This is a genomic window from Halobiforma nitratireducens JCM 10879 (assembly GCF_000337895.1).
GTDB lineage: Archaea > Halobacteriota > Halobacteria > Halobacteriales > Natrialbaceae > Natronobacterium > Natronobacterium nitratireducens.
In genome coordinates, this window is sequence record NZ_AOMA01000063.1 from 97163 (window position 1) to 117351 (window position 20189).

The following is a 20189-nucleotide window of genomic DNA, read 5'->3' on the forward strand; positions in this document are numbered from 1 at the left end:
GAAGTGCTTTACCTGTAGAGACGCTGGAAGTGGTAATGGGACGGCTCGATGACATCACACTCGAGGAACTCTACGAGCTAAAGGACCAGATCGACGAAGGGAAGCCACGAGAACGTGTTCTCGCGGCGATTGGGCGCAAGCAAGGCGATCAACTTGATACGCTGGCTGCCCGCCACGGTGTTGTCGAGAAAACGATTCGTAATTGGCTCGATCGGTTCGAAGAAGAACCGATCGAGCAGGCACCTTACGACGCTCCTCGACCAGGAGGGCCAGCAAAAATTGAGGGTGAAGACCGTAAGCAACTGTTCGAGCAGCTGCAACAGCCACCGACCGAACTCGGCTACGACCAGCAAGCGTGGTCAGCGAAACTCTTGCTTCATCACGTCAAAGAGGAGTACGGCGTTGAGTACCACGAAACCTACGCGTACGACTTGCTGAAAGAGGCCGGGCTGTCCTTGCGGACAGCGCGGCCTCGCCATCACGAAGCTGACCCAGAGGAGAAGGCCGAGTTCCAAGAGACAGTTGAAAAAAACGAGCCGAACTGACCGAGAAAACCGTCGTTGTTGTCGATCAGTTCACCAAGCACGTCGGGACCGTTCAGCGACGTGGTTGGTACCCGATTGGTTCAAGTCCGACAATAGAGGTTGCAACGTCGTGGAAGTCGGTGACAGTGCTGGGCGCTGTCACCGACGACGGTGACAGCTTCTACAGCTGGACAGAAGAGAACCTCACACGCCACCACGGGATTCGGCTGTTAGAAGCGTTGACCGAACGGTTCGGTGACGAGTTAGTGGTGTTTTTAGACCGAGCAGGCTACTTCTATGCGAAGGATCTCTGGGAGCACGTGAGTGGTGAGCGCGAGACCGAAACTGTCGGAGACAGTTCGGTCTCGTGCGTGCGCGGGGACGATCTCGAAGTCTGGTACTTTCCGTCAAAACTCCCCGAACTGAACGCCGTCGAAGGCTGTTGGGACCAGCTCCAAGAGTGGTTCAAGTACCGACTTGTCCCTGATCTCTCGGCGCTGAAAGACTACATCTCACGAGGAGTGAACACGATCAACGAACCAAACATTTGGCCGTCTCTTACCGGTAAAGATTCGACCTAAACACTANGTCCCTGATCTCTCGGCGCTGAAAGACTACATCTCACGAGGAGTGAACACGATCAACGAACCAAACATTTGGCCGTCTCTTACCGGTAAAGATTCGACCTAAACACTATCAGAGGAACCAGTAAGGGCTACAGAGGTAACTGAAGATGCTATTGAAGAGAATCTGAGAGCGTTAGGATATGTTGATTGACTACAATTCAATTCAAATAATATATCAGTGAATATTCCATAGTATATCATGGAAGAGGAGAATCAGCAGGGATGGTCGTTGGCTCTACACTTTGTTTCTAAGGCGGATATATTTCTCTCCTCGTCCATGCTTCCCGCTTGTAAGAAATCGTCGGTACAACCGTCGTTCCGTGGAACCTTTGTACGACCGTACAACAGTGATGTTCTCAGACAAGGGACCTGATGGTATCCAGACCGTCAATACTAGTTCGCGGATAAACACTTTCGCACTGTCCGTGAACTCTCGCGAACGAAGTGAGCGAGTGGGTTGGGGCAGATTTGAACTGCCGACTTCCTCCGTGTGAAGGAGGTATCATAACCGGACTAGATCACCAACCCGCAGACGATCGTACCCGCGCGTTCGACTTAAGACTTCCTTTCGCTGGTCGGGCGGAATCTATCGCTCCAGCAGTGACACCCGTCCACGACCGAGATCGAGTCGTTCCGTGCTTCCGACACGCGGCTCTACCAGTATCGAAACGACCCGCCACCGGCCGGAACGACACCACGCTCGCCCCCGTCGGACGAGAGCGTCCCCCCGCAGATCGCCTCTAGAGACCGCATCTCGAGCGGTCAGCAACCCCATTGGCCGACAGATTCCTGCTGCGATGACCGTGGAACCTCATTGTTGTGAGGAACTGACGCTCTTTCGAGACGATCATAACCCCACAGTCGCGGGATAAAGAAAGGGGGTAATGGATTAGGTATGCTAGTTGCCAGGTACGTCGTTTCCGCTACGGTACTCCACAGTACCCTGGCCGAGTTTCCCGACATCTTGCTCCAACACGAGGCACAATACCTCACCAGTGATGGGACGGTTCGACTGCTGTGTTGGGTCTCCGGTGTCGACTGCGATCGGTTCGAGGACGCTCTCGAGGGGGACACAACCGTCGCGGCGTTCGATAAAATGGCAACGGGGGAAAATCGGGACTTCTACCGGATCGATTTCACCGAAGCGGGGCGTCGAAAGTCGACGTTTCCGCGGTGGAACGAGGATGGCGTCGTCTTGCTCGAGGCCCGTGGCACGAACGACGGGTGGCGCGTTCGAATGCAGTTTCCCGATCGCTCGACGCTCGTCACGTATCGACGACAGTACGTCGATAACGGGTGTTCGTTCACGCTGCTGTCGTTGCAGGAGGGTCGGAGCGAAGAGACGGGCGTGGAAGCGATGCTTTCTCCGAGTCAGCGGGAAGCGCTGTCGCTGGCGTACGAGGCCGGCTATTTCGAGGTTCCGCGGGGAATCACCCAAACCGAACTCGGGAATCGACTGGGGATCACCTCACAATCGGTGTCCGAACGACTGCGCCGTGCGGTATCGACGTTGCTCGAGGTGGTGTTTCCGGACGGTCGCACTTGAAAGCCTGATCTGCAAGGGCCCGCCCTTACGGAAATCACTGTCGGAAATTCGTACGGATGTCACGTCCTGAAACTATCGATACGCTGTTCGAAGCGTTGGCGGACTATCGACGTCGAAAAGTCTGTGAGTATCTCGCACGGGAACAAACATGTATCACGACCGGAGACCTCGTGATACAACTCTCCGAGGAACTGTCTATGTCTGCCCCACAGCCGGCGTCGAAACAGCGGCTCGAGATCAGTCTCATCCACGTTCATCTCCCGCTGCTAGACGACGCCAACGTCATCGAGTACGACCAGCAGACGGATCGTATCGAACCGAGCCACAATCTTGAGGTAGTCGAGTCGGTTCTCGAGGCAACCCCGGAAGGTTCGGTCGAAGCTGTCTGAGCTACCCACGGCTGAAGCCGTGGGTTTTCGCCCCGCACGTCGTATAACTCCGACCCCCGTTCGACTCTTCTTTTTCGCCTCATACTGGCGGACAAAAGTGCACATACCGATCGTACTCGAGACGCCGTCGCCTTCCGGGACGGGCGTCGAAACGCGATCGGGTGTGTCCTGACTGTTGGCCAGTAGTATCAGTACTGGGGCTGTTCTTCCGTCTCGCCGTCGCGCTGGTTGACCAACCGTGCGAAGGTAAAGAGCCCGTCCGAGAGGCGGTTCAGGTACTGGACGGCGAGTTCGTTGATCTCCTCGTTCTCCGCGAGGTCGACGGCTCGTCGTTCCGCCCGCCGACAGACCGCTCGAGCGTGGTGTAATCGCGCACCACGTTCACTCCCCGTCGGGAGGATAAACGAGGTCAGCGGCTCGAGTTCTTCGTCGCAGTCGTCGATCCAGGCCTCGACGGTTTCGACGTGCTCGGTCTCGATCGTCGGGGCGTCCTCGTCGGCATCGGAATCGGGGTTGGCGAACTCCGCCTGGACGACGTGGAGGTGGTTCTGGATCGTTCGCAACCGCTCGTCGACATCGTCGTACCCCGTCGGTCGAACGGTCCCGATCAGGGCGTTGAGTTCGTCGACCGTGCCGTAGGCCTCGATACGAGGGTCGGTCTTCGAAACGCGACTCATGTCCCGCAGGTCCGTGTCACCGTCGTCGCCGCGGCCGGTGTAGATCGACATGTCAGTGTCAGGGTCGACGGGGGGAATACACTTAATCCCTATCGGGAAGCCAGCCCCGACTGACAGACACGCTCGAGGCTCGAGTGTCGCGACGGTCGATCGTCGATTCCGGCCGCGGACTGCGGTCGATGACGAAAACGTAAAACCGCTCGGTCCGAAATCCTCGCGTAGAGCCATGGAACTCGATCATCACTGCCCCGATTGCGGGGAAGAGCGGACGTTCTACCGCGCGGCGAGTACGACTCTGCACCTCGGGGAGAAGATCAAGTGGCACTGCCCGGAGTGTGACTACGGATTCGTTCGCATCAGCGACAACGACACTGCAGTCGACACGAGCGCCGCGGAAGCCTGAGACCCACTGAGCACCGTCGTCTCTGAACGATTGCGGTCGCGGTCGCATCTTCGGTTTCACGGGCTCTCGCTCGCCCGAGCCCCGCGTCGACGGCCGACCGTCCGTGTGGGCGTGATTCGACGGCTACCTTCGATTCTCCTCCCTTTCCCGTTCTTCTCCGGTTTGTCGGCGGCTTCGTCCGGACTGCTCGCTTGGCCGACCGTGACCGTGATCGTGACTCTGACCGTAACCCACTACCGAACACCAACACCCTTTGTGCCGGCGTTCCTACCGGGACTCGAGAACCGATGCAAGGACGGAGACTCGCGACGACGGACGCGATCGTCGCGATCGTCAGCCCGGGTGAGGACAGCGCGGCCGCCCTCGCTCAACTCGAGGCCTGGACCACCGACCGCGGGATCGACCTCGCGACGGTCGACGTGGGTGAGGACATCGCCGACGTCTACGACGAGAACCGGGCCACACTGGGCGTGACGATCGGCGGCGACGGGACCTTCCTCGAGGGGATCAAGACGTTCGCGCCGCGGAACGTCCCGCAACTGGGTATCAACACCGGCACGCTCGCCTTTCTCTCTCGCGTCGAGCCCGAAGATCTCGAGGCAGCCCTGGACGAGGTGATCCGCGGCCGGGCCGAGGTCGACAGTCGCCAGCAGGTGGCCGTCGATGCGCCCGGTATCGAGGCGACCGGGATCAACGATGTCATGCTCGAGCACGTCCCGCCGGAGGACCCGATCGATCGAAAGATTACCACGCTCGACGTGTACGCCGACGACGAGTACGTCGGCGAGTTCGAGGGGACCGGCATCGCGGTCGCGACGCCGACCGGATCGACGGGGATATCGCTGTCGGCCAACGGGCCGATCCACTACCCGGTGAACAATCACACGCTCCAGTTGGTGCCGCTGCACACCCACAAACTCGGCGTTCGGCCCGTCATCGTCTCGCCGTCGACGGAACTGCGGCTCGTCACTCGCGGCGAGGCGAGCCTGCTGGTCGACGGCGGCCGTTCGCACACGACCCTCGAGAGTGGCAGTGAGGTGCGCGTAACGGGGGCCGACCAGCTCGCACACGTCGTCCGGACGAGCTACGACGATCACTTCTTTTCGGCGATCTCCGAAAAGCTCGGCTGGGACATCCGTGATCCCGACCCCGACCCTGGGCCACCCGTAAGCGCGGAATCGGACTTCGATCGTCGCCTCGAAGTCGCAGCTGGCTCCGGTCCCGCACCGAACGAGGGGCCGTTTTCGGCCTCCGTGAGCGGAGACGACGAGGCCGGAGACGACGAGGACGTTCGGAAGCGTGCGCTCACGATCGCCACGGAAGCCGCAGAGGCCGCGGGCGAGCCGCTCCGAGAACTCCACGGGCAGGTCGAGACGATCACTGTCAAAACCGACAAGTCCGATCTCGTCACTGAGGCCGACCACCAGGCCGATCGGATCATCACGACGGTCATCAGAAACGAGTTTCCCGACCACCGAATTCTCTCGGAAGAGGGACCACCCTGGGATCACTCGACCGACTCCGCCCCCGAATCGCCGGCCGACGACGACCGTCCACCGGTCGCCGCGGACGGCTACACCTGGGTCGTCGATCCTCTCGATGGGACCGGCAACTTCGCGCACGGCAACCCCAACTACTCCGTGTCTATCGCACTTCTCGAGGAGGGCGAGCCCGTGGTCGGTGTCGTCTACGTCCCCGAAACCGACGAGGTGTTCAGTGCGATCGCGGGTCGGGAAGCTCGGCGCAACGGCGATCCGATCGAAACGACCGACCGGGATCGACTCAGAGAGAGCATGCTCATCTCGGGGTACGACCCGGATGGCTCGTTCCTCTCGCAGTTCTACCAGAAGTCCCGCGGCGTCCGCCGGCTGGGATCGGCGGCGCTCAACCTCTGTTATCTCGCGAGCGGCAGCGCCGACGCCACCTGGGAACACGACACCCACCCGTGGGACGTCGCGGCCGGGCTGGTGATCGCTCGTGCCGCCGGCGCGACGATCACCGACGAACGTGGGGAGCCGTTCGAACTCACCCTCGCGGACGACGGCCGCGCGGCGCTGCTGGGCTCGAACGGACCGCTTCATCCGGCGCTGCTCGAGCATCTCGAAGCGGGTCGCAGGGCAAACGACGATTCGGACTCGAGTCCGCCGAGTTCGGATCAGGGGGCCGATATCGACGCCGACGACTGAGACGGATTGCTGCGATATTCCGGTGTAAACCGCTTGGACCGCGATCGTGGTTGCACCGGAACTGACCTACAGCGAACCGTCTGTGTCGCGATTCGTTTGCGAACTCGTCTGATGTCCGACCGTTTCGCGGTCGACTCGAGCGCGAGCATCCTGACCTCGAGCGACAGCTCGAGCCGTCGCTCGAAGAGTCGTTACGACTCGTCCTCGCCGAGCGCCTGCCAGGACAGTCGCGGGCTCCGGGCCGCGCTGGTCTGGTCGATCCGGCGGGCAGTCGTCCGTTCCGGGGCGGCCTCGAGGGTCTCGTCGTCGTCCTCGGCGACGGCGTTGAACGCCGCGGCGAGCCGGTCGAGGGTGTCCTTGCTCTCGACTTCGGTCGGCTCGGTCATCAGCGCCTCGGGGACGATCTCGGGCCACTTTGTCGTGGGCGGATGGACGCCGTAGTCGAGCATCCGCTTTGCGACGTCGGCGGCGTCTTGCTCGCCCGCGCTGGCGACGAACTCGTGGTGGAACGGCTCGTAGGGCACCTCGTAGTCGATCCGATTCGCGAGGTAGTTCGCGTTGAGTACCGCCTTGGCGCTGGCATCGAGCAGTCCCTCGTCGCCGAGGCGAGCGATATAGGCGAAGGTCTTGACCAACACGAGCCAGTTGCCCTGGTAGCCGTGAACCTTGCCGATCGTGTGGTCGGGATCGAACAGCTCGTAGCCCGCGTCGCCGTCGCCTGCACGAACCCGCGGCGCGGGCAGGAACGGCGCGAGTTCGTCGACGACGCCGACCGGCCCGGCACCGGGACCGCCGCCACCGTGTGGCGTCGCGAACGTCTTGTGGACGTTGTAGTGCATCACGTCGAAGCCCATGTCGCCGGGCCGGGCACGTCCGAGCAGGGCGTTCAGGTTCGCGCCGTCGTAGTACAGTAGCCCGCCCACGTCGTGGACCATCTCGGCGATCTCCTCGATATCGCGCTCGAAGAGGCCGAGCGTGTTCGGGTTCGTCAGCATCAGCGCCGCCGTATCCTCGGAGAGTGCGGCCTCGAGTGCCTCGAGATCGACTCGCCCCTCGTCGTTACTTGGCAACGAGACGACGTCGTAGCCCCCGAGGGCGGCGGTCGCGAAGTTGGTCCCGTGTGCGCTTTCGGGGACGATAACTTCGTCGCGGTGGCCCTCGCCGTTGTGCTCGTGGTAGGCCGCTGCGATGCGGATGCCGACGAACTCGCCGGCTGCGCCTGCCGGCGGCTGGAGCGTGACGGCGTCCATGCCACCGATCCGGCCCAGGTAGTCCTGCAGCCGGTACATAAGCTCGAGAGTGCCCTGAACGGACGACTCGGAGCGGTCGGGGTGGACCGCGCCAGACGACAGCGCCGCCACGTCCTCGGTGAACTTGGGATTGTACTTCATCGTACACGACCCCAGCGGGTACGGACCGCTATCGATCCCGTAGATCATCTGGGAGAGTCGCGTGTAGTGGCGGACGAGTTCGGGCTCGGAGAGCTCCGGGAGTTCGACGGAGTCTCGGGTGAGATCGTCGGGTAACGGCGAATCGTCGTCTTCGTCGTCGATCTCGACTCGGGTCAGGTCCTTCTCCGAGAGCAGCGGCTCGTACTGGTCGCCCTCGACGTAGCGGGCCTGGTCGTAGCGTGCTCGGTCGTTCGCATCGCCGTCGGCTCCGGTACTGGGTCCGCTCATCGTCCCACCTCCGAGAACGCCTCGACGAACCCGTCGATCTCCTCGTCGCTCACACCCGCGACGCAAATCTGGAGTTCGTGGTCGCCGAGGGCGTGGACTGCGTACCCACGCTCCTCGAGATCGGCGACGATCGCCTGTGCCGACCCGTCGACGCGGGCGACGAACTCCCGGACGTGTCGCCGGTCGTGGATCGGCGCTTCGACGCCCGGTAGCTCGTCGATACGCTCGGCGAGAGTCTCGGCGCGACGTACCCCGCGTTTCGCGAGTTCGACCATGCCGCTGGGGCCGAGCGAGGCGGCGTGCATCGCCGTTCGCAAGGCGACCCAGGCCTGGTTCGTACAGATGTTACTCGTCGCCCGCTCGCGACGAATGTGCTGTTCGCGGGTCTGGAGCGTCAGCGTGTACGCCCGGCGATCGGTCGCGTCCTCGCTTGCACCGACCAGGCGACCGGGAACTTGCCGGAGGTAGTCCTCTCGACAAGCGAAAAGCCCCAGCCCCATCCCGTAGCTCGTCGGCAGACCCAGCACGCTCGCGTCGCCGACGACGACGTCCGCGCCGACATCGACGGGACGTTGGAGCAGCGACAGCGCGACCGGGTCCGAGCCCAGCACGAACAGTGCGTCGGTTTCCGTCGCGAGATCGCCGATCTCACCGAGTCGCTCCTCGATCGTCCCCCGAACCGTGGGGTTCTCGGCGTAGATCATCACGGTCTCCTCCCCGGCGGCCTCCTCGAGTGCTTCGTAGTCGACTCCACCGTCTTCGGTCGGGTACTCCTCGACGACGAGGTCGGTGCCTGCGACGTAGTTCTCGAGTGTGCTACGTCGCCCCTCTCGGAGGAGATCGGGCACGAGCACGCGCGATCCGCTGACCGACCGGACACGGTCGGCGAGCGTCGCAGCCTCCCCAAGGGCCGTCGCGGCGTCGTACATCGAACAGTTGGCAATCTCGAGACCGGTGAGTTCGACCAACAGCGACTGGTACTCGAACAGGACCTGGAGGAACCCCTGAGAGACCTCGGGCTGGTACTGCGTGTACGAGGTCAAAAACTCCGATCGGTCCGCGAGGTGGTCGACCAGCGACGGGACGTAGTAGCCGTAGTGGCCCCGGCCGAGCAGTTCCGTGAGGTCGTCGTTGCGCTCGAGAATCGATCGTACCAGGGCTCTGGTCTCGCGTTCGCTTCGGGCGTCGATCCCGAACTCGCCGTCGAACTGGACCGGTTCCGGAATGTCGAACAGTTGCTCGACGCTCTCGGCACCGATCGCCTCGAGCATCGCGGTGCGTTCCTCGTCCGTGTGGGGAGCGTATGGACTCCCCGCCGCCTGTGAGTGTAGGTCTGATCCGGTCATTGGTCGTAATCAGCGTTCGCGTTCTCGTTCGCGTCCGTGTCTGGGTTTCGCTCCGCCTCGCCGCCCGAGTGCCCGCCGACGGGTGTGCCCGTCCCGTCGCGCGCGCCGCCCCCTCGAGCGGGTTCGATCCTCCCGTCGCCGGTGTCAGCCGCCGGCTCGTCGCTGACCGCGGTCGTTCCTCCCCGCCCGCACCGAACGCGGGTATCGATTCGAGACACGATATGCGAAGGTAACGGCCAGGGGGTAATTAACGCACCCGTTCCGGCGGAGCGTTCGGGCAGTTTCCGCGGCCGTCAGGTTGCGGGTTCGTTATCGGTCGTCCGGTCGAGCGTCCGAACGGTCGGTTTCTGCGGCGTCGACCGAATCGTCTCCGTCGGAATCGCCGCCCTCGTCGCCGGCGACCGGCACGTCGACCGTCGTTCTCGACGGGGTATCGTCTTCACCACTGCCTCCGCCCTCCGGTTCGCCTCCAGCAGGATCGGAACCGCCGCCGGGGTCAGTGTCGGGGTCGGGGTCGGGGTTGGGGTCGCGATCCACGCGGCTGCCGGACCGTCGGCCGGTCTCGGCCGCGCTAATCCCGACGAGTGGCATCGGTCGCCGTCCGTCCTCCCCCGCAGTCGCTCCGAGTGCCGCGTCCCGCTCCCTGGCGTAGACGTCGATCGCGATCTTCGCGCCCCCGAGGACGACGGGCCCGACGAACAGTCCGACCGCCCCGAAGGCGACGATCCCACCGAAGATACCGACGACTACGATCGCCGAGTTGAACGCGCTGGTGCGGCCGATAAGCGCCGGCCGAAGGTACGTATCGGACGCGCTGACGATCGAGCCGTAGACGACGAGCGCCGCCGCCGGGAAGAACTGCCCGGTGACGATCAGATACACCGAGATCGGAACCCACACCCCGAACGCGCCGATCAGCGGGAGCAACGCGAAGACGAAGGTCACGACCGACAGGAAAACGACCGCCGGCAGGTCGAGCACGGCGAGCCCGATCCCGAGCGCGATCGCCTGGATCGCCGCTACGGCGACGTTGCCGACGACCGACGCCCACATCAGCTGATCGAGTTCCGACAACAGCTCCCGTTGGATCTCGTCCTCGACCGGGACGACGTTCCGAATCCACCCGATCAGTCGTCCGCCGTCCCGCAAGAGCGCGAACAACACGAACAGCGTCACCGTCAGTCCGATGAGGATGCCCGGCAGCCCGCCGACGATCTCGAGTCCGCTCGTCGCCAGCCCCTGTACCCCCGTCGCGATCGGTTCCTGGTACGTCTCGTACATCTCGACGAGGTCGACGGTATAGCCCGTCGCCTCGAGTCGAGACTCGATCTCCGCCACGTCGAGGCTACCCTCCTGGACCGCCGAGACCACCTCGAGGGCTTCCCGGAAGGCGATCGCCAGGACGTACGCGATCGGCAGCAAGATCGCGAGAACCGCGACGCCGACGAGAACGGCGGCGGCGAACATCGGCCGGAGCAACTCCTCGAGTCGGTGCTGGGCCGGCTGCAGAACGTACGCGAGGACGACACCCAGCAAGACGTACTGGATGTAAGGCAACACGACGAGCGCCGCGAGAACGACGCTCACGAGCGCGAGTGCGCCGAGGACCGGTCGCTCGAGGTCCCAGGACGAGGGGCTGGGACGATCACTCATGGAACGGGATACGAGACCCACCCCAATGACTCCGTTGCCGGTTTTCACTCGCGGTGACGTGAATCGGTCACGACAGGCGGGATCGATAGAGCCAGCACAGAGACGACGGTCATGTCCCTGTCCGTCTCGTGGTGCCGGACAACGGACTCACACACCGATCGGACTCGAGACGCGATCGGGTGTGTCCTGACGGCCAGTAGTATCAGTCCTCGAGCAGCGCTCGCGAGGAGTTCGTGACGACCAGGAGACTGCTCGCGCCCATGGCGAGTGCCGCGAACAGCGGGTTGAGTAGCCCGGTCACGGCCAGCGGAATCGCCACCGCGTTGTAGAAGAACGCCCAGCCGATGTTGCCCTTTACGCGGCGGTCGGTGGCCCGGGCGAGTTCGAACACCGTCTCGACGGACGTGAGGTCATCGTCGACCAGCGCGACGTCGGCCGCGTCGGCGGCCATCGCAGTACCGCCGCCCAGCGAGACCCCCAGGTCGGCGGCTGCAAGCGCCGGGGCGTCGTTGGTGCCGTCGCCGACCATGACGGTTCGGCCACGCTGCTTGAGTCGGTCGACGGTTTCGGCTTTCCCTTCGGGCGGGACACCCGCGAAGACTCGATCGATAGCGTCGTCGTCGCGGAATCGGTCGGCTGCACGCGGGTCGTCGCCGGTGAGGACGACGACCTCGAGGTCGGCGTCGGAGACCGCTGCCAGCGTCTCGTCCCACTCCTCGCGGAGCTCATCGCCGACGACGATCGTGCCCTCGGCGCGCCCGTTCCGTCCGACCGCGACGGGGACCTGTCCCGTCTCGCGGGCGTCGTCGATTCGGTCTGCGACGGCGTCGGGCACGTCCCAGCCCCAATCCCGGAACAGGTCGGGGTGGCCGACGAGGAGTTCTTCGCCATCGACGACTCCCGAGACGCCGTTACGGTGGCTCTCGAAGGTGTCGATTCGGTCGGTTTCCATATCGGCGTCACCGTCACTGTCACCGTCGCCATCACCGTCACCGGCCCCACTCGAGTCCCCACTCGACGCCGTCCCTGTCTCGACCGTCCCGCCGTCGGCGACCGGCTGCACCGCAGCGATAGCCTGCCCGACCGGGTGAGCCGACCGACGCTCGAGCAGCGCCGCGCGCTCGAGCAAGTCGTCGTCGCAGTCGGCGTCGACGAGAGTCATCTCGCCGGTGGTCAGCGTCCCGGTCTTGTCGAAGACCACGGTGTCGGCGTTGCGGATTCGCTCGAAGACGGTATCGTCGAAGACGACGATCGAGTTTTGCAGCGCGTCCCGGATTCCCGCCGCGACGGCAAGCGGCGTGGCAAGTCCCAGTGCGCACGGACAGGAGACGATCAGTACCGTGAGGCCGACAAGCAGCGCCGTCGCGATGCCGGACCCCGTGACGAGATAAAGCGCCGTGACGACGACCGCGAGGACGAGCACCACCGGGACGAAGATCGTCGCGAGTTTGTCCGCGAGCTTCTGAATTCCGCTGGTCCCGCTCTGGAGGTCCCAGACGAGTTCGGTAATCCGATCGAGCGTGCTCGTCGCGTCCTCGCCGACCCGAACCGTCACTACCCCATCCGAGACCAACGAGCCGCCGACGACCTCGTCGCCGCTTTCCTTCGTGACTGGCAGCGACTCGCCGGTGACGACCGCCTCGTCGATCGCGGCCGCGCCGTCGACGATCTCGCCGTCGATCGGCACCCGCTCGCCGGTCCGAACGAGCACCCGGTCGCCCGGCTCGAGGTCCGCGAGTGCTACCTCCTCGTGGTCGTCGTCCTCGCGTACGCGACGGGCGTCGTCGACCTGGACCGTCGTCAGATCGGAGAGTCGCTCGGTCGCCTCGCGTTTGAGTTCGGACTCGTAGTAGTTCCCGACCGAGACGACCACGACGATGGCGACGGTCACGTCGTAGTACAGCTCCGGCTCGCCGACGACGATCGAGAGCGTACTGTAGACGTACGCGCTGAGCGCCGCGATCGTGACAAGCAGGTCCATGTTCGGCGTCCGTGTCGTGATGGCGACGTACGCTCCCTGCAGGATCGGTTTGCCCGTCACCACCAGGATGACCGTCGTGAGCGCCGCGATCATCAGATAGAACGGCGTCGCGAGGTCGCTCGCGAGCGTTTCCTGGAAGAACTCGTAGGTATGTTCGTCGTAGAAGAGCCCGCCAAAGTAGGTCGGGTAGATGATGACCAGATACTGGAGCATCACCATCATCCCCATCAGGACGCCGACGGCGATTCGGGCCATCTCCCAGTTGGCCGCCTGGCGTCGGCTAAACGTATCCTCACGGTCGTAGGCGCTGTACCCCAGCCCGCTGATGACATCCCGGAGGTCGTCGACCGAGACCATCTCGGGATCGTGGTCGATCCGCACCGTGTCCGTGACGTAACTCGAGTTGGCCGCGCTGACGCCGTCGGTCTCCGTAGCGACCGATTCGATAAACGCCTCGCAGGTCGCACAGTACATCCCGTCGACCTCGAGGTAGGTCGCCTCGTGGTGGTCTGGAACGTCGGCGGTGTGCTGGTCGGTGTCCTCGTTGTCGGCGTCCGTCCGACGACGAACGTCCGTTGGGTCGACGTCGTCGACATCGCCGAGCGCGTCGAAGACCTCTCGGCAGCCGACACAACAGAAGGCGTTCCCGTCGGCAGTGACACCGCTTCCCTCTACCGGGAGGTCACAGAGCGTACAGCCGTCGGTCCGTGTCGTCGTCTCGTCCGTCATTAGTGGTGGTCGTGACCGTGTCCGCCCTCACCCTCGAGACCGGGCACCTCGATCCCGTCGTAGAACGGCAACTCGGGGTGGGGGACAGGGACGCCAAGTGCCATCAGGCCGTGAGCGAACAGGACGTAGCCGAGCACGACGAATGCGAGCCCGAGTAGCCGATGAATCCGTCGCCGGTGGGCGACGTCGACGGCTTCGATGACCGTCCCGTAGGCGAACACGGCCGGCACTGTTCCAAGTCCCAGCGCCGCGAGCGCGAGCGCCCCGCTCGCGGGCGACCCAGTCGCGAACGCATAGAGGAAGGCGGGGTAGAGGACGGGACAGGGGAGTAACCCGTGCATCGCACCCAGTCCAACGATCCCCGGCCCGTTCGCGAGCCGATCGACGCGGGACGTGAGCCAGCCGGTGATCCGAGCGAGCCCCGGCAGCTGGATGCCGCCGGTCGTCCGCCCAAGCAGGTAGTAGACGCCGGTGGCGATCACGAACGCGCCGACGATCAGTCCAACGGCACCCCTCGCGACGTCGACGAGCGGAGTCAGCTCCGACGCCGTCAGGAACAACAGCCCGCCGAGTGCGCCGAAGAAGGCACCCAGAAGAGTGTAGCTGGCCGTGCGGCCGAGGTTGAAGAGAGCGTGTTGGCGGACCTCGTAGGTCGTGAGATGCCCCGTTCGCCCCGAGCCGGTCGTCCCGACGCCGTCCGTGGCTCCGGACCCGTCCGCTCGTGTCCCGCCCTCGCCGTCCATCCGGCTCGCATACACCGTCACGAGCGGCCCGCACATCCCGATACAGTGAGCACCGGCCAACAGGCCGATGACGAAGAACAACAGAACGTCGATTCCGAGGAGCGTGAGCGGATCCATGTGTGACTCGACCTCGAGGCGTTCGAAACGCTGTCAACCGATCTATCCGCCCGACGGGGTAATGGGTTTCGCATCGCTCGAGCCGTCGCTGGCAGTGTGGACGAGGGGCAGCGACGACCGGCGAGCGAAAGGTGACAGTCGGTCGAGTCGGCAGAAACGAGAGAGGGTTCGGTGGCCGGGACCGGACGTTACTCGACGTAGCGGTACTTCCGCTCGCCCATCCGTCCCCACCCGTCGAAGACGAACTCCGCCTCGGGCGTGGTGAGTTCCTCGACGTCGACGTCCATCTCGTGGTTGTGCGCGTCGTGAATCTCCTCGTAATCCTCCCAGTCGAGGTCGTAGCGCTCCTCGAGCTGTTCGTCGACGTTCAGGGCCTCGATCTCCTCTTTCCAGCCGTCCTGGACAGTCTCGGCGTGAATCTCGGCCTGTGCACCGCTACCGTAGGAGCCGACCAGCAACCGTTTGCCCGCGACGTCGTGGCCCTCCTCGAGGGCGTGTTTCAGCGCGCTGACGCGGGCGACGTGGACGGAGCCGGTGTACCAGTTGCCGACGTTACGCGAAACGGTGAGCGTCGGATCGATCGTGGCGTCGTACCACTCCTGATATCGGTCGGTCTCTTTGAGCGCGTCCATGTACTCCCGAACCGCGTCGCGGTACGCCTCCTCGTCGTCGAACGCTTCGGAACGGGGCTGGCGTCCGATCTCGTCTGCGAGTTCGTCTTCGATGCTCGTGTCCCGGACCATGTTCCGGTAGCCGAGCAGCGCGGCCTTCCGGACCATCCCGGGGAACGGGGTGTGGAACGGAACGTACGCGAAGTCGTCCGGGTGCAGCGGCTCCGTGACCGACTTGAAGTCCTCGAGGGCCTCGCGCATGCGGGCGAGGTAGACCTGCACCGAGCGTTTGCCGTCGACGGAGGGGAACTGCTGGTTGGGCTTGAGAAAGTCCGTCTCGTCGGCCGAGCCGTACCCCTGCTCGCCGGAGAGTTCGACCAGATCGGGGTCCTCGGAGATGTACATCGCGACGGCACCGGCACCCTGGGTGGCCTCGCCGGCGTCGCCACGGGCGTACAGGGCCGTGTCGGTCGCGATCACGAGCGCGCCGCGACCACGATTACGGCCCGCCTTGATCCAGTTGTACGCGTCATCCAGGCTCTGTGTCCCCGCGATACAGGCGAACTTCCGCTCGCCTTTGTTCGCGTGATGGAAGTCGCCGTCGAAGACCTGCTCGAGACAGCCAGCGACGTACGTCGAAACCGGCTTCGAGTTGTCGAAGGCGCTCTCGGTGGCGACGTCGATCCGGCCGATATCGTCGGGCTCGAGGCCCTTGCGTTCCATCAGCCGGTGGGCGGCGTTTGCGCCCATCGTGACGATGTCCTCGTAGCTGTCGGGGAAGGAACTGCTGTGGAGGCCGAGGCCTTTCGTGTATTTTTCGGGGTCTTCGCCCTTCTGCGGGGCGAACGTGCCGGGAAGGTCGAGTTTGAGATTCCCGGTCCATATCTCGACGGCGTCGATACCGACTGCAGTCATATGTGAATACTGTTGGAGGAGATATATGATATTGTCGTTCGAGGTTTCGACGCATGTCGAACAAATTTACACTCCGAAACACCGTAGCTCACCCTGGGACCGAGCTACTAGTGTCCGGTCCAGCCCACTCAGTAACGGGGAAGAAAAGTCAATATCTTGGTTGTTCAGGTCAACTTTCTTCGACGACGACGGTCGTTGTATCGGTATCGTCTCCGCTCTGAACGTCCGCATCGTACGTTCCAGCGTCGCCTGGGAAGAACCAGAAGCCGGGGACCGTGTCCCACTCGAGTATCACAGTCGTCGATTCACCTGGTTCCAACTCGACACCGACAGCATCACGAACCTCGTCGTCCGTCTCGAGTTCGACGGTCCGATCCCCGGTCTCGTCACCAGTATTCTCGATCGTTGCGTCCACCTCGAGCGTCTGCCCTTCTACGACCGGTGAGTTCGTCTCTTCGATCGAAACGTCGAAGAAGGCAGGGTCAGGTTCCGCTTCGACGGTTACCTGGACGGTATCACTATCATCCTCACTCGAAACAGTCGCGTCGATGTCGGTATCGGCGTCTCCGTCATCGGTCTCCCAGGCTACCGTAATCGGTTCCGACTCACCTGATTCGAGAGAGAGTTCCGTACTGTCAACGATACCGTGATCCTCGATCTCGAGTTCGACTGTCTGTGTGTCATCTTTGTCACCGGTGTTTTCTACAATCGTTTCGACTTCGACCGTTTCACCCTCGACGACCGGTTCGTTCGTATCGTCGATAGCAGTCGAGAACTCCGAATCGGCGGTGTCGCTCGTACAATCGATACCGCCGTCTTCGATCGAGATTTCGTCCGTGTTATCGGTTATTGTTCCGGTACAGACAACGTCCACGTTGTCATCCGTCAGAACAACCTCGATCGTCACCGGCGGATCGGTATCCGAACTACTGAAGCCGTCCAGTTCGAGGATATTCTCCGAATCCACATCGGGATTCGAATCGGTGCCGGAATCGAGTTCGGTTCCCGAGACATCCTCCCCGTCGTATACCGCGAAGTCAATTGAGGGATCAGTGAGACCACCGGTCGGAGTGTACGCGAACTCGATAGCATTGATATTGCCACCGGCAGTGGCTTCCAACGCGGAAAAACCGGGTTCTTGCCCGGATTCCTCGATCTCTAAACTGAGTCCCGTCGAGGAATCACCGCTCGAGCCGTAGATCGTCGTCGATCCGCTTGACACTGCGTCGACGACGGCAGTTGCTTCCCCGACTTCGTCCGTACGCTCGTCGGACCTCGGGCGGTCGATGTGTATTTTGCCGTTATTCTGCTTGGAAAAGTCGACGGATGCGTTCTCGATCTGCTCGTCGGTTTCGTTATCAGTAACTGTTGTTATCAGTTCGACACCCTCGTCACCTTCAGTTATGGGGGGAGGATCGTCGAACTCGACAGCGAACGTTTGGGTCGGGTCCGGTTGGGATTTGGATTCCCCGAAGTCACCGAGTTGGTCCTCTCCGTATTCACCGCCAACGCCGACTCGAGCGATCGAAACTTCGTCGAAAACGTCACCATCGAGCGTAATAGTAACGTGGCCAGTATCCGGATTCGGTGAAACGGTCGCACCCGCCGGTAGATCAGTCCCACTAGTCCACATCTCCGTATCAGTTGTCGGGAGTTCGATAACGACATCTTGGTCTATCGTCTCCGTCTGCGGTCCCTCGAGCGACTCAACGTCCACAGCGGTGGTGCCTGACCCAGACTCAGACAGGTCACCGTCAACGAGAGGAATAAACACGCTGTTGTCGCCAATCATCATCTGATCTGCCACTGAGAGATTTGTCCCCTCGAAATCGTTGTACAAGAGCGTATGCTCGAGGACTGTCGTTGGAGCACCAGTGTACTCGTTGTAATGTGGCTCGTATACGAGATAGTGAGTCTCGAGGTCGTCGAGATCGGTAATGTCGTTCCCACTGATCGAAACCGCCCCGTCTGCAGGAACCGACTCGATCGTTCCCCTCGGATGTGGAGGATTCACCGTGAACGTCCTGGTTTCGTACTGTGACCCAAGCGCTATCGAGACAGGACGTGGCGTGTTCGTCTCCCCACTCGTTGCGATCGCGGACCGGAGATCGATCAGGTCTCCGGTGACCCGTTCGTTGTGATTGTACTCGATCTGCTGGTTCTCCGCCGGGACGACGTTTAGCTGGTACATTACCAGCGCCGTCATGAGGATCGCGAGTAATAATACCGCTCCCACCTGGACGGTAACTCCCCGCTCGTCCCCCCAACGCATCATATAAGAAGGTAGTCGTAACTACGTAAACGCTTGTTGGCTCGAGTTCGACGGAACGGAGAATCGACCTCGACCGAAACCGCCGAATCCGCTGGAAAATCCGTTATTCGTCCTCTTCTTCGACGACTTCCGGATCGCTCATCGCACTCTGGAGCGAGTCCAGTCCGTTGATCCACTCAGTGACGAGCCCGTACTCGAGGTCTTCGGCGACTTCCATATCGAGGGCCTCGCCGTCGACGATCAGCGTCCCGGCCTGGGCCGCGAAGCCGAGCGCAGCGTCGAGGTCTTCTTCGGCCTCCGCATCCGCGGCGGCGCTCAGGTACTCGCCGACCGTGCCCTCCTCGGCGGGACCGTTCGCGACGTACTCTTCGGCCGCGAAGAACACGCAAACGAGACTCGTCTGGACGCCGTCGACGAGGATCAGCTTCTCTTCGTCTTCGACGTCGACTTCGTCGAGGACGATCTCGCGAACGTCGTCGATCTCCTCGAGCGCGTCCTCCTGGTCGAGTTCCCCGTCGTCGTAGGCGGCGACGATCTTCGCGATCGCGATCGCCGTGTCGTCCTGCAGGTTCAACAGCAGGCGGGCCGAGTCCTCGTCTTCGGGATCGATGTCTTCGTCTTTGATGCGGTCGATCCAGTTCTGCCAGCGTTCCTCCGAGTAGAACTCGGTCGGGGGATTGCTCATACAGACACCTACACCGGCCGCTTGAAATGCCTTTCTCTACAGGGGGGACGATCGCTCACGCCGCCATACATCTGTCTCCCAGTGCCGTTGTCCGGGATTTTCGCCGATCGATCGGCAGCAACACAACTACTCGAGCGTCGCTTCTGTGTCGATGCCGTAGACGTACTCGGGCGTCTCGACGTGAGCGTTCCGAACCGCCGCGTCGTACCCCTCCTCGAGCAGCCAGCGGACTCGGCGAGGGACCGTCTTCGGACCAAGTACCGCGCCCGGACGGTCGGGGTCGTCCACGTAGTCGGTCTCCATCAGGAACGGCTCGCCGCGTTCGGCCGCACGCTCGAGTCGCTCTTTGTCGCTCATCACGCTCGGCGTCGGGCCCTCGAGTCGGCCAGCGGCGTAGTGTTTGACTACCTGGTGGCGCTCCATCCCGGCCGTGTCGGCCCACTCGGCTACCTCGGTGAGGTCTTCGCTTGCCTCCGTGTGGAGCTGTACCGCACAGTCCAGGTCGGCACCCCGTTCGAACGCGTGGCGCATGACGGCGTTCGAAGCGTCCCAGACCGCGTCGTCGACGTCGTAGTGCGGGCGACCGGATTTCAGCGCCAACGCCTCGCCGTCGGCGACGTACTCCGCCGCGACGTCGATCCCGCCCTGCATGATCTCGCGGGCCTGCTCGGGACTGTAGCCGCGGTCGTCGACCAGCCGCGAGATCAGTCCCGGATGGACGCCCAGGACGGGCCAGGCACGCCCCTCGAGGACCTCGGAGGCGTCCTCGACGACCTCGATGGTACGTTCGAAGACCGGCCGGAAATCCTCGCCCTCCTCGGCCTCGACGCCCAGGTGCCAGGAAGGTTTGTTGACCACGAGCAGGTGTGTCCCGCCGACTCGAGCGAAGTCCTCGACGGCGTCGATCCCGCGGTGGTTGTCCGGGTCGAGGTGGAGATGGTCGTCCAACACCGGCGTCTCGTCGATCATACCCGTCAGTGGGTGATCGTGGCGTGAAAAGTCTCCGTTTCGCTGCCGTCGTTTCTCGAACCCGTGTGTGAACTACGAACAGCGGACTATTTCGATACCCCTTCGCCTTCTTTCGTTTCGTCGGAGAAAGATTTATAT

At 63.0% G+C, this 20189-nt stretch carries 17 protein-coding genes and 1 tRNA gene; 6 read left to right on the plus strand and 12 right to left on the minus strand.

The genetic code is table 11. The annotated features are described in order from the left end of the window. The first annotated feature begins 35 nt into the window (after nucleotides 1–35). A complete protein-coding gene (locus C446_RS05115; protein ID WP_006672005.1) occupies nucleotides 36–545 on the plus strand; it encodes an IS630 family transposase in 510 nt (169 codons plus the stop codon). Continuing rightward, a complete protein-coding gene (locus C446_RS05120; RefSeq protein ID WP_083861073.1) occupies nucleotides 542–1105 on the plus strand; it encodes a transposase in 564 nt (187 codons plus the stop codon). Before C446_RS05115 ends, C446_RS05120 begins: the two co-directional genes overlap by 4 nt. A gap of 498 nt (nucleotides 1106–1603) precedes the next feature. On the opposite strand, the gene C446_RS05125 is transcribed toward C446_RS05120, so the two are convergent. Next, a tRNA-Val gene (locus tag C446_RS05125) sits at nucleotides 1604–1678 on the minus strand. 367 nt (nucleotides 1679–2045) lie between these two features. On the opposite strand from C446_RS05125, the gene C446_RS05130 reads away from it, so the two are divergent. Together C446_RS05130 and C446_RS20780 are read left to right on the plus strand one after the other, a co-directional pair. Continuing rightward, nucleotides 2046–2696, plus strand: coding sequence for a helix-turn-helix domain-containing protein (locus C446_RS05130; protein WP_006672007.1), 651 nt, complete (start codon nucleotides 2046–2048; stop codon nucleotides 2694–2696). A 56-nt stretch (nucleotides 2697–2752) separates the two neighbouring features. Continuing rightward, a complete protein-coding gene (locus tag C446_RS20780; protein ID WP_006672008.1) occupies nucleotides 2753–3085 on the plus strand; it encodes a DUF7344 domain-containing protein in 333 nt (110 codons plus the stop codon). 188 nt (nucleotides 3086–3273) lie between these two features. On the opposite strand, the gene C446_RS05140 is transcribed toward C446_RS20780, so the two are convergent. Beyond that, nucleotides 3274–3813, minus strand: a complete 540-nt coding sequence (locus C446_RS05140) for a cob(I)yrinic acid a,c-diamide adenosyltransferase (RefSeq protein ID WP_006672009.1) — start codon at nucleotides 3811–3813, stop codon at nucleotides 3274–3276. A gap of 175 nt (nucleotides 3814–3988) precedes the next feature. Here C446_RS05140 and C446_RS19270 point away from each other — a divergent pair, with 175 nt between their 5' ends. After that, nucleotides 3989–4165, plus strand: a complete 177-nt coding sequence (locus C446_RS19270) for a DUF7838 family putative zinc beta-ribbon protein (RefSeq protein WP_006672010.1) — start codon at nucleotides 3989–3991, stop codon at nucleotides 4163–4165. A 287-nt stretch (nucleotides 4166–4452) separates the two neighbouring features. Next, on the plus strand, nucleotides 4453–6351 hold the full coding sequence (locus tag C446_RS05145; protein WP_006672011.1) for an NAD(+)/NADH kinase: 1899 nt from the start codon (nucleotides 4453–4455) through the stop codon (nucleotides 6349–6351). A 191-nt stretch (nucleotides 6352–6542) separates the two neighbouring features. Here C446_RS05145 and gcvPB read toward each other — a convergent pair whose 3' ends face one another. The 10 genes from gcvPB to C446_RS05195 all read right to left on the minus strand — a co-directional run bounded on the left by gcvPB (nucleotide 6543) and on the right by C446_RS05195 (nucleotide 20051). Next, nucleotides 6543–8030 carry an aminomethyl-transferring glycine dehydrogenase subunit GcvPB gene (gene gcvPB / locus C446_RS05150; protein ID WP_006672012.1) on the minus strand — a complete coding sequence of 496 codons (1488 nt, stop codon included), beginning with the start codon at nucleotides 8028–8030 and terminating at the stop codon, nucleotides 6543–6545. Further along, nucleotides 8027–9376: an aminomethyl-transferring glycine dehydrogenase subunit GcvPA gene (gene gcvPA, locus C446_RS05155; RefSeq protein WP_006672013.1), complete on the minus strand. Its 1350-nt coding sequence runs from the start codon at nucleotides 9374–9376 to the stop codon at nucleotides 8027–8029. Before gcvPA ends, gcvPB begins: the two co-directional genes overlap by 4 nt. Next, nucleotides 9373–9594 carry a hypothetical protein gene (locus C446_RS05160; protein ID WP_006672014.1) on the minus strand — a complete coding sequence of 74 codons (222 nt, stop codon included), beginning with the start codon at nucleotides 9592–9594 and terminating at the stop codon, nucleotides 9373–9375. Before C446_RS05160 ends, gcvPA begins: the two co-directional genes overlap by 4 nt. Before the next feature lie 91 nt (nucleotides 9595–9685). Beyond that, a complete protein-coding gene (locus C446_RS05165) occupies nucleotides 9686–11029 on the minus strand; it encodes an AI-2E family transporter (RefSeq protein WP_006672015.1) in 1344 nt (447 codons plus the stop codon). Nucleotides 11030–11231: 202 nt separating this feature from the next. Further along, the gene (locus tag C446_RS05170) at nucleotides 11232–13739 is read right to left on the minus strand and encodes a heavy metal translocating P-type ATPase (RefSeq protein WP_006672016.1); all 2508 of its coding nucleotides are present in this window, start codon (nucleotides 13737–13739) and stop codon (nucleotides 11232–11234) included. Further along, on the minus strand, nucleotides 13739–14599 hold the full coding sequence (locus C446_RS05175; RefSeq protein WP_006672017.1) for a sulfite exporter TauE/SafE family protein: 861 nt from the start codon (nucleotides 14597–14599) through the stop codon (nucleotides 13739–13741). The genes C446_RS05170 and C446_RS05175 overlap by 1 nt, the downstream gene beginning before the upstream one ends. Before the next feature lie 188 nt (nucleotides 14600–14787). Beyond that, nucleotides 14788–16125, minus strand: a complete 1338-nt coding sequence (gene hmgB, locus C446_RS05180; protein ID WP_006672018.1) for a hydroxymethylglutaryl-CoA synthase — start codon at nucleotides 16123–16125, stop codon at nucleotides 14788–14790. Between the two features lie 169 nt (nucleotides 16126–16294). Then, nucleotides 16295–18397 (minus strand): hypothetical protein, encoded by a 2103-nt coding sequence (locus tag C446_RS05185; RefSeq protein WP_152419372.1) that lies wholly within the window; start codon nucleotides 18395–18397, stop codon nucleotides 16295–16297. A gap of 103 nt (nucleotides 18398–18500) precedes the next feature. Beyond that, complete coding sequence (locus tag C446_RS05190; protein WP_006672020.1) at nucleotides 18501–19082, minus strand: DUF2150 family protein; 582 nt, start codon at nucleotides 19080–19082, stop codon at nucleotides 18501–18503. 126 nt (nucleotides 19083–19208) lie between these two features. Then, the gene (locus C446_RS05195; RefSeq protein ID WP_006672021.1) at nucleotides 19209–20051 is read right to left on the minus strand and encodes a TatD family hydrolase; all 843 of its coding nucleotides are present in this window, start codon (nucleotides 20049–20051) and stop codon (nucleotides 19209–19211) included. Nucleotides 20052–20189: the final 138 nt, after the last annotated feature.

Coding starts and splice junctions, on each gene's coding strand:
- C446_RS05130 (WP_006672007.1), top strand. CDS start 2,046: ATGCTAGTTGCCAGGTACGTCGTTTCCGCTACGGTACTCCACAGTACC.
- C446_RS05195 (WP_006672021.1), bottom strand. CDS start 20,051: ATGATCGACGAGACGCCGGTGTTGGACGACCATCTCCACCTCGACCCG.
- C446_RS05175 (WP_006672017.1), bottom strand. CDS start 14,599: ATGGATCCGCTCACGCTCCTCGGAATCGACGTTCTGTTGTTCTTCGTC.
- C446_RS05165 (WP_006672015.1), bottom strand. CDS start 11,029: ATGAGTGATCGTCCCAGCCCCTCGTCCTGGGACCTCGAGCGACCGGTC.
- gcvPA (WP_006672013.1), bottom strand. CDS start 9,376: ATGACCGGATCAGACCTACACTCACAGGCGGCGGGGAGTCCATACGCT.
- C446_RS05115 (WP_006672005.1), top strand. CDS start 36: ATGGGACGGCTCGATGACATCACACTCGAGGAACTCTACGAGCTAAAG.
- gcvPB (WP_006672012.1), bottom strand. CDS start 8,030: ATGAGCGGACCCAGTACCGGAGCCGACGGCGATGCGAACGACCGAGCA.
- C446_RS05140 (WP_006672009.1), bottom strand. CDS start 3,813: ATGTCGATCTACACCGGCCGCGGCGACGACGGTGACACGGACCTGCGG.
- C446_RS19270 (WP_006672010.1), top strand. CDS start 3,989: ATGGAACTCGATCATCACTGCCCCGATTGCGGGGAAGAGCGGACGTTC.
- C446_RS05190 (WP_006672020.1), bottom strand. CDS start 19,082: ATGAGCAATCCCCCGACCGAGTTCTACTCGGAGGAACGCTGGCAGAAC.
- C446_RS20780 (WP_006672008.1), top strand. CDS start 2,753: ATGTCACGTCCTGAAACTATCGATACGCTGTTCGAAGCGTTGGCGGAC.
- C446_RS05145 (WP_006672011.1), top strand. CDS start 4,453: ATGCAAGGACGGAGACTCGCGACGACGGACGCGATCGTCGCGATCGTC.
- hmgB (WP_006672018.1), bottom strand. CDS start 16,125: ATGACTGCAGTCGGTATCGACGCCGTCGAGATATGGACCGGGAATCTC.
- C446_RS05170 (WP_006672016.1), bottom strand. CDS start 13,739: ATGACGGACGAGACGACGACACGGACCGACGGCTGTACGCTCTGTGAC.
- C446_RS05185 (WP_152419372.1), bottom strand. CDS start 18,397: ATGCGTTGGGGGGACGAGCGGGGAGTTACCGTCCAGGTGGGAGCGGTA.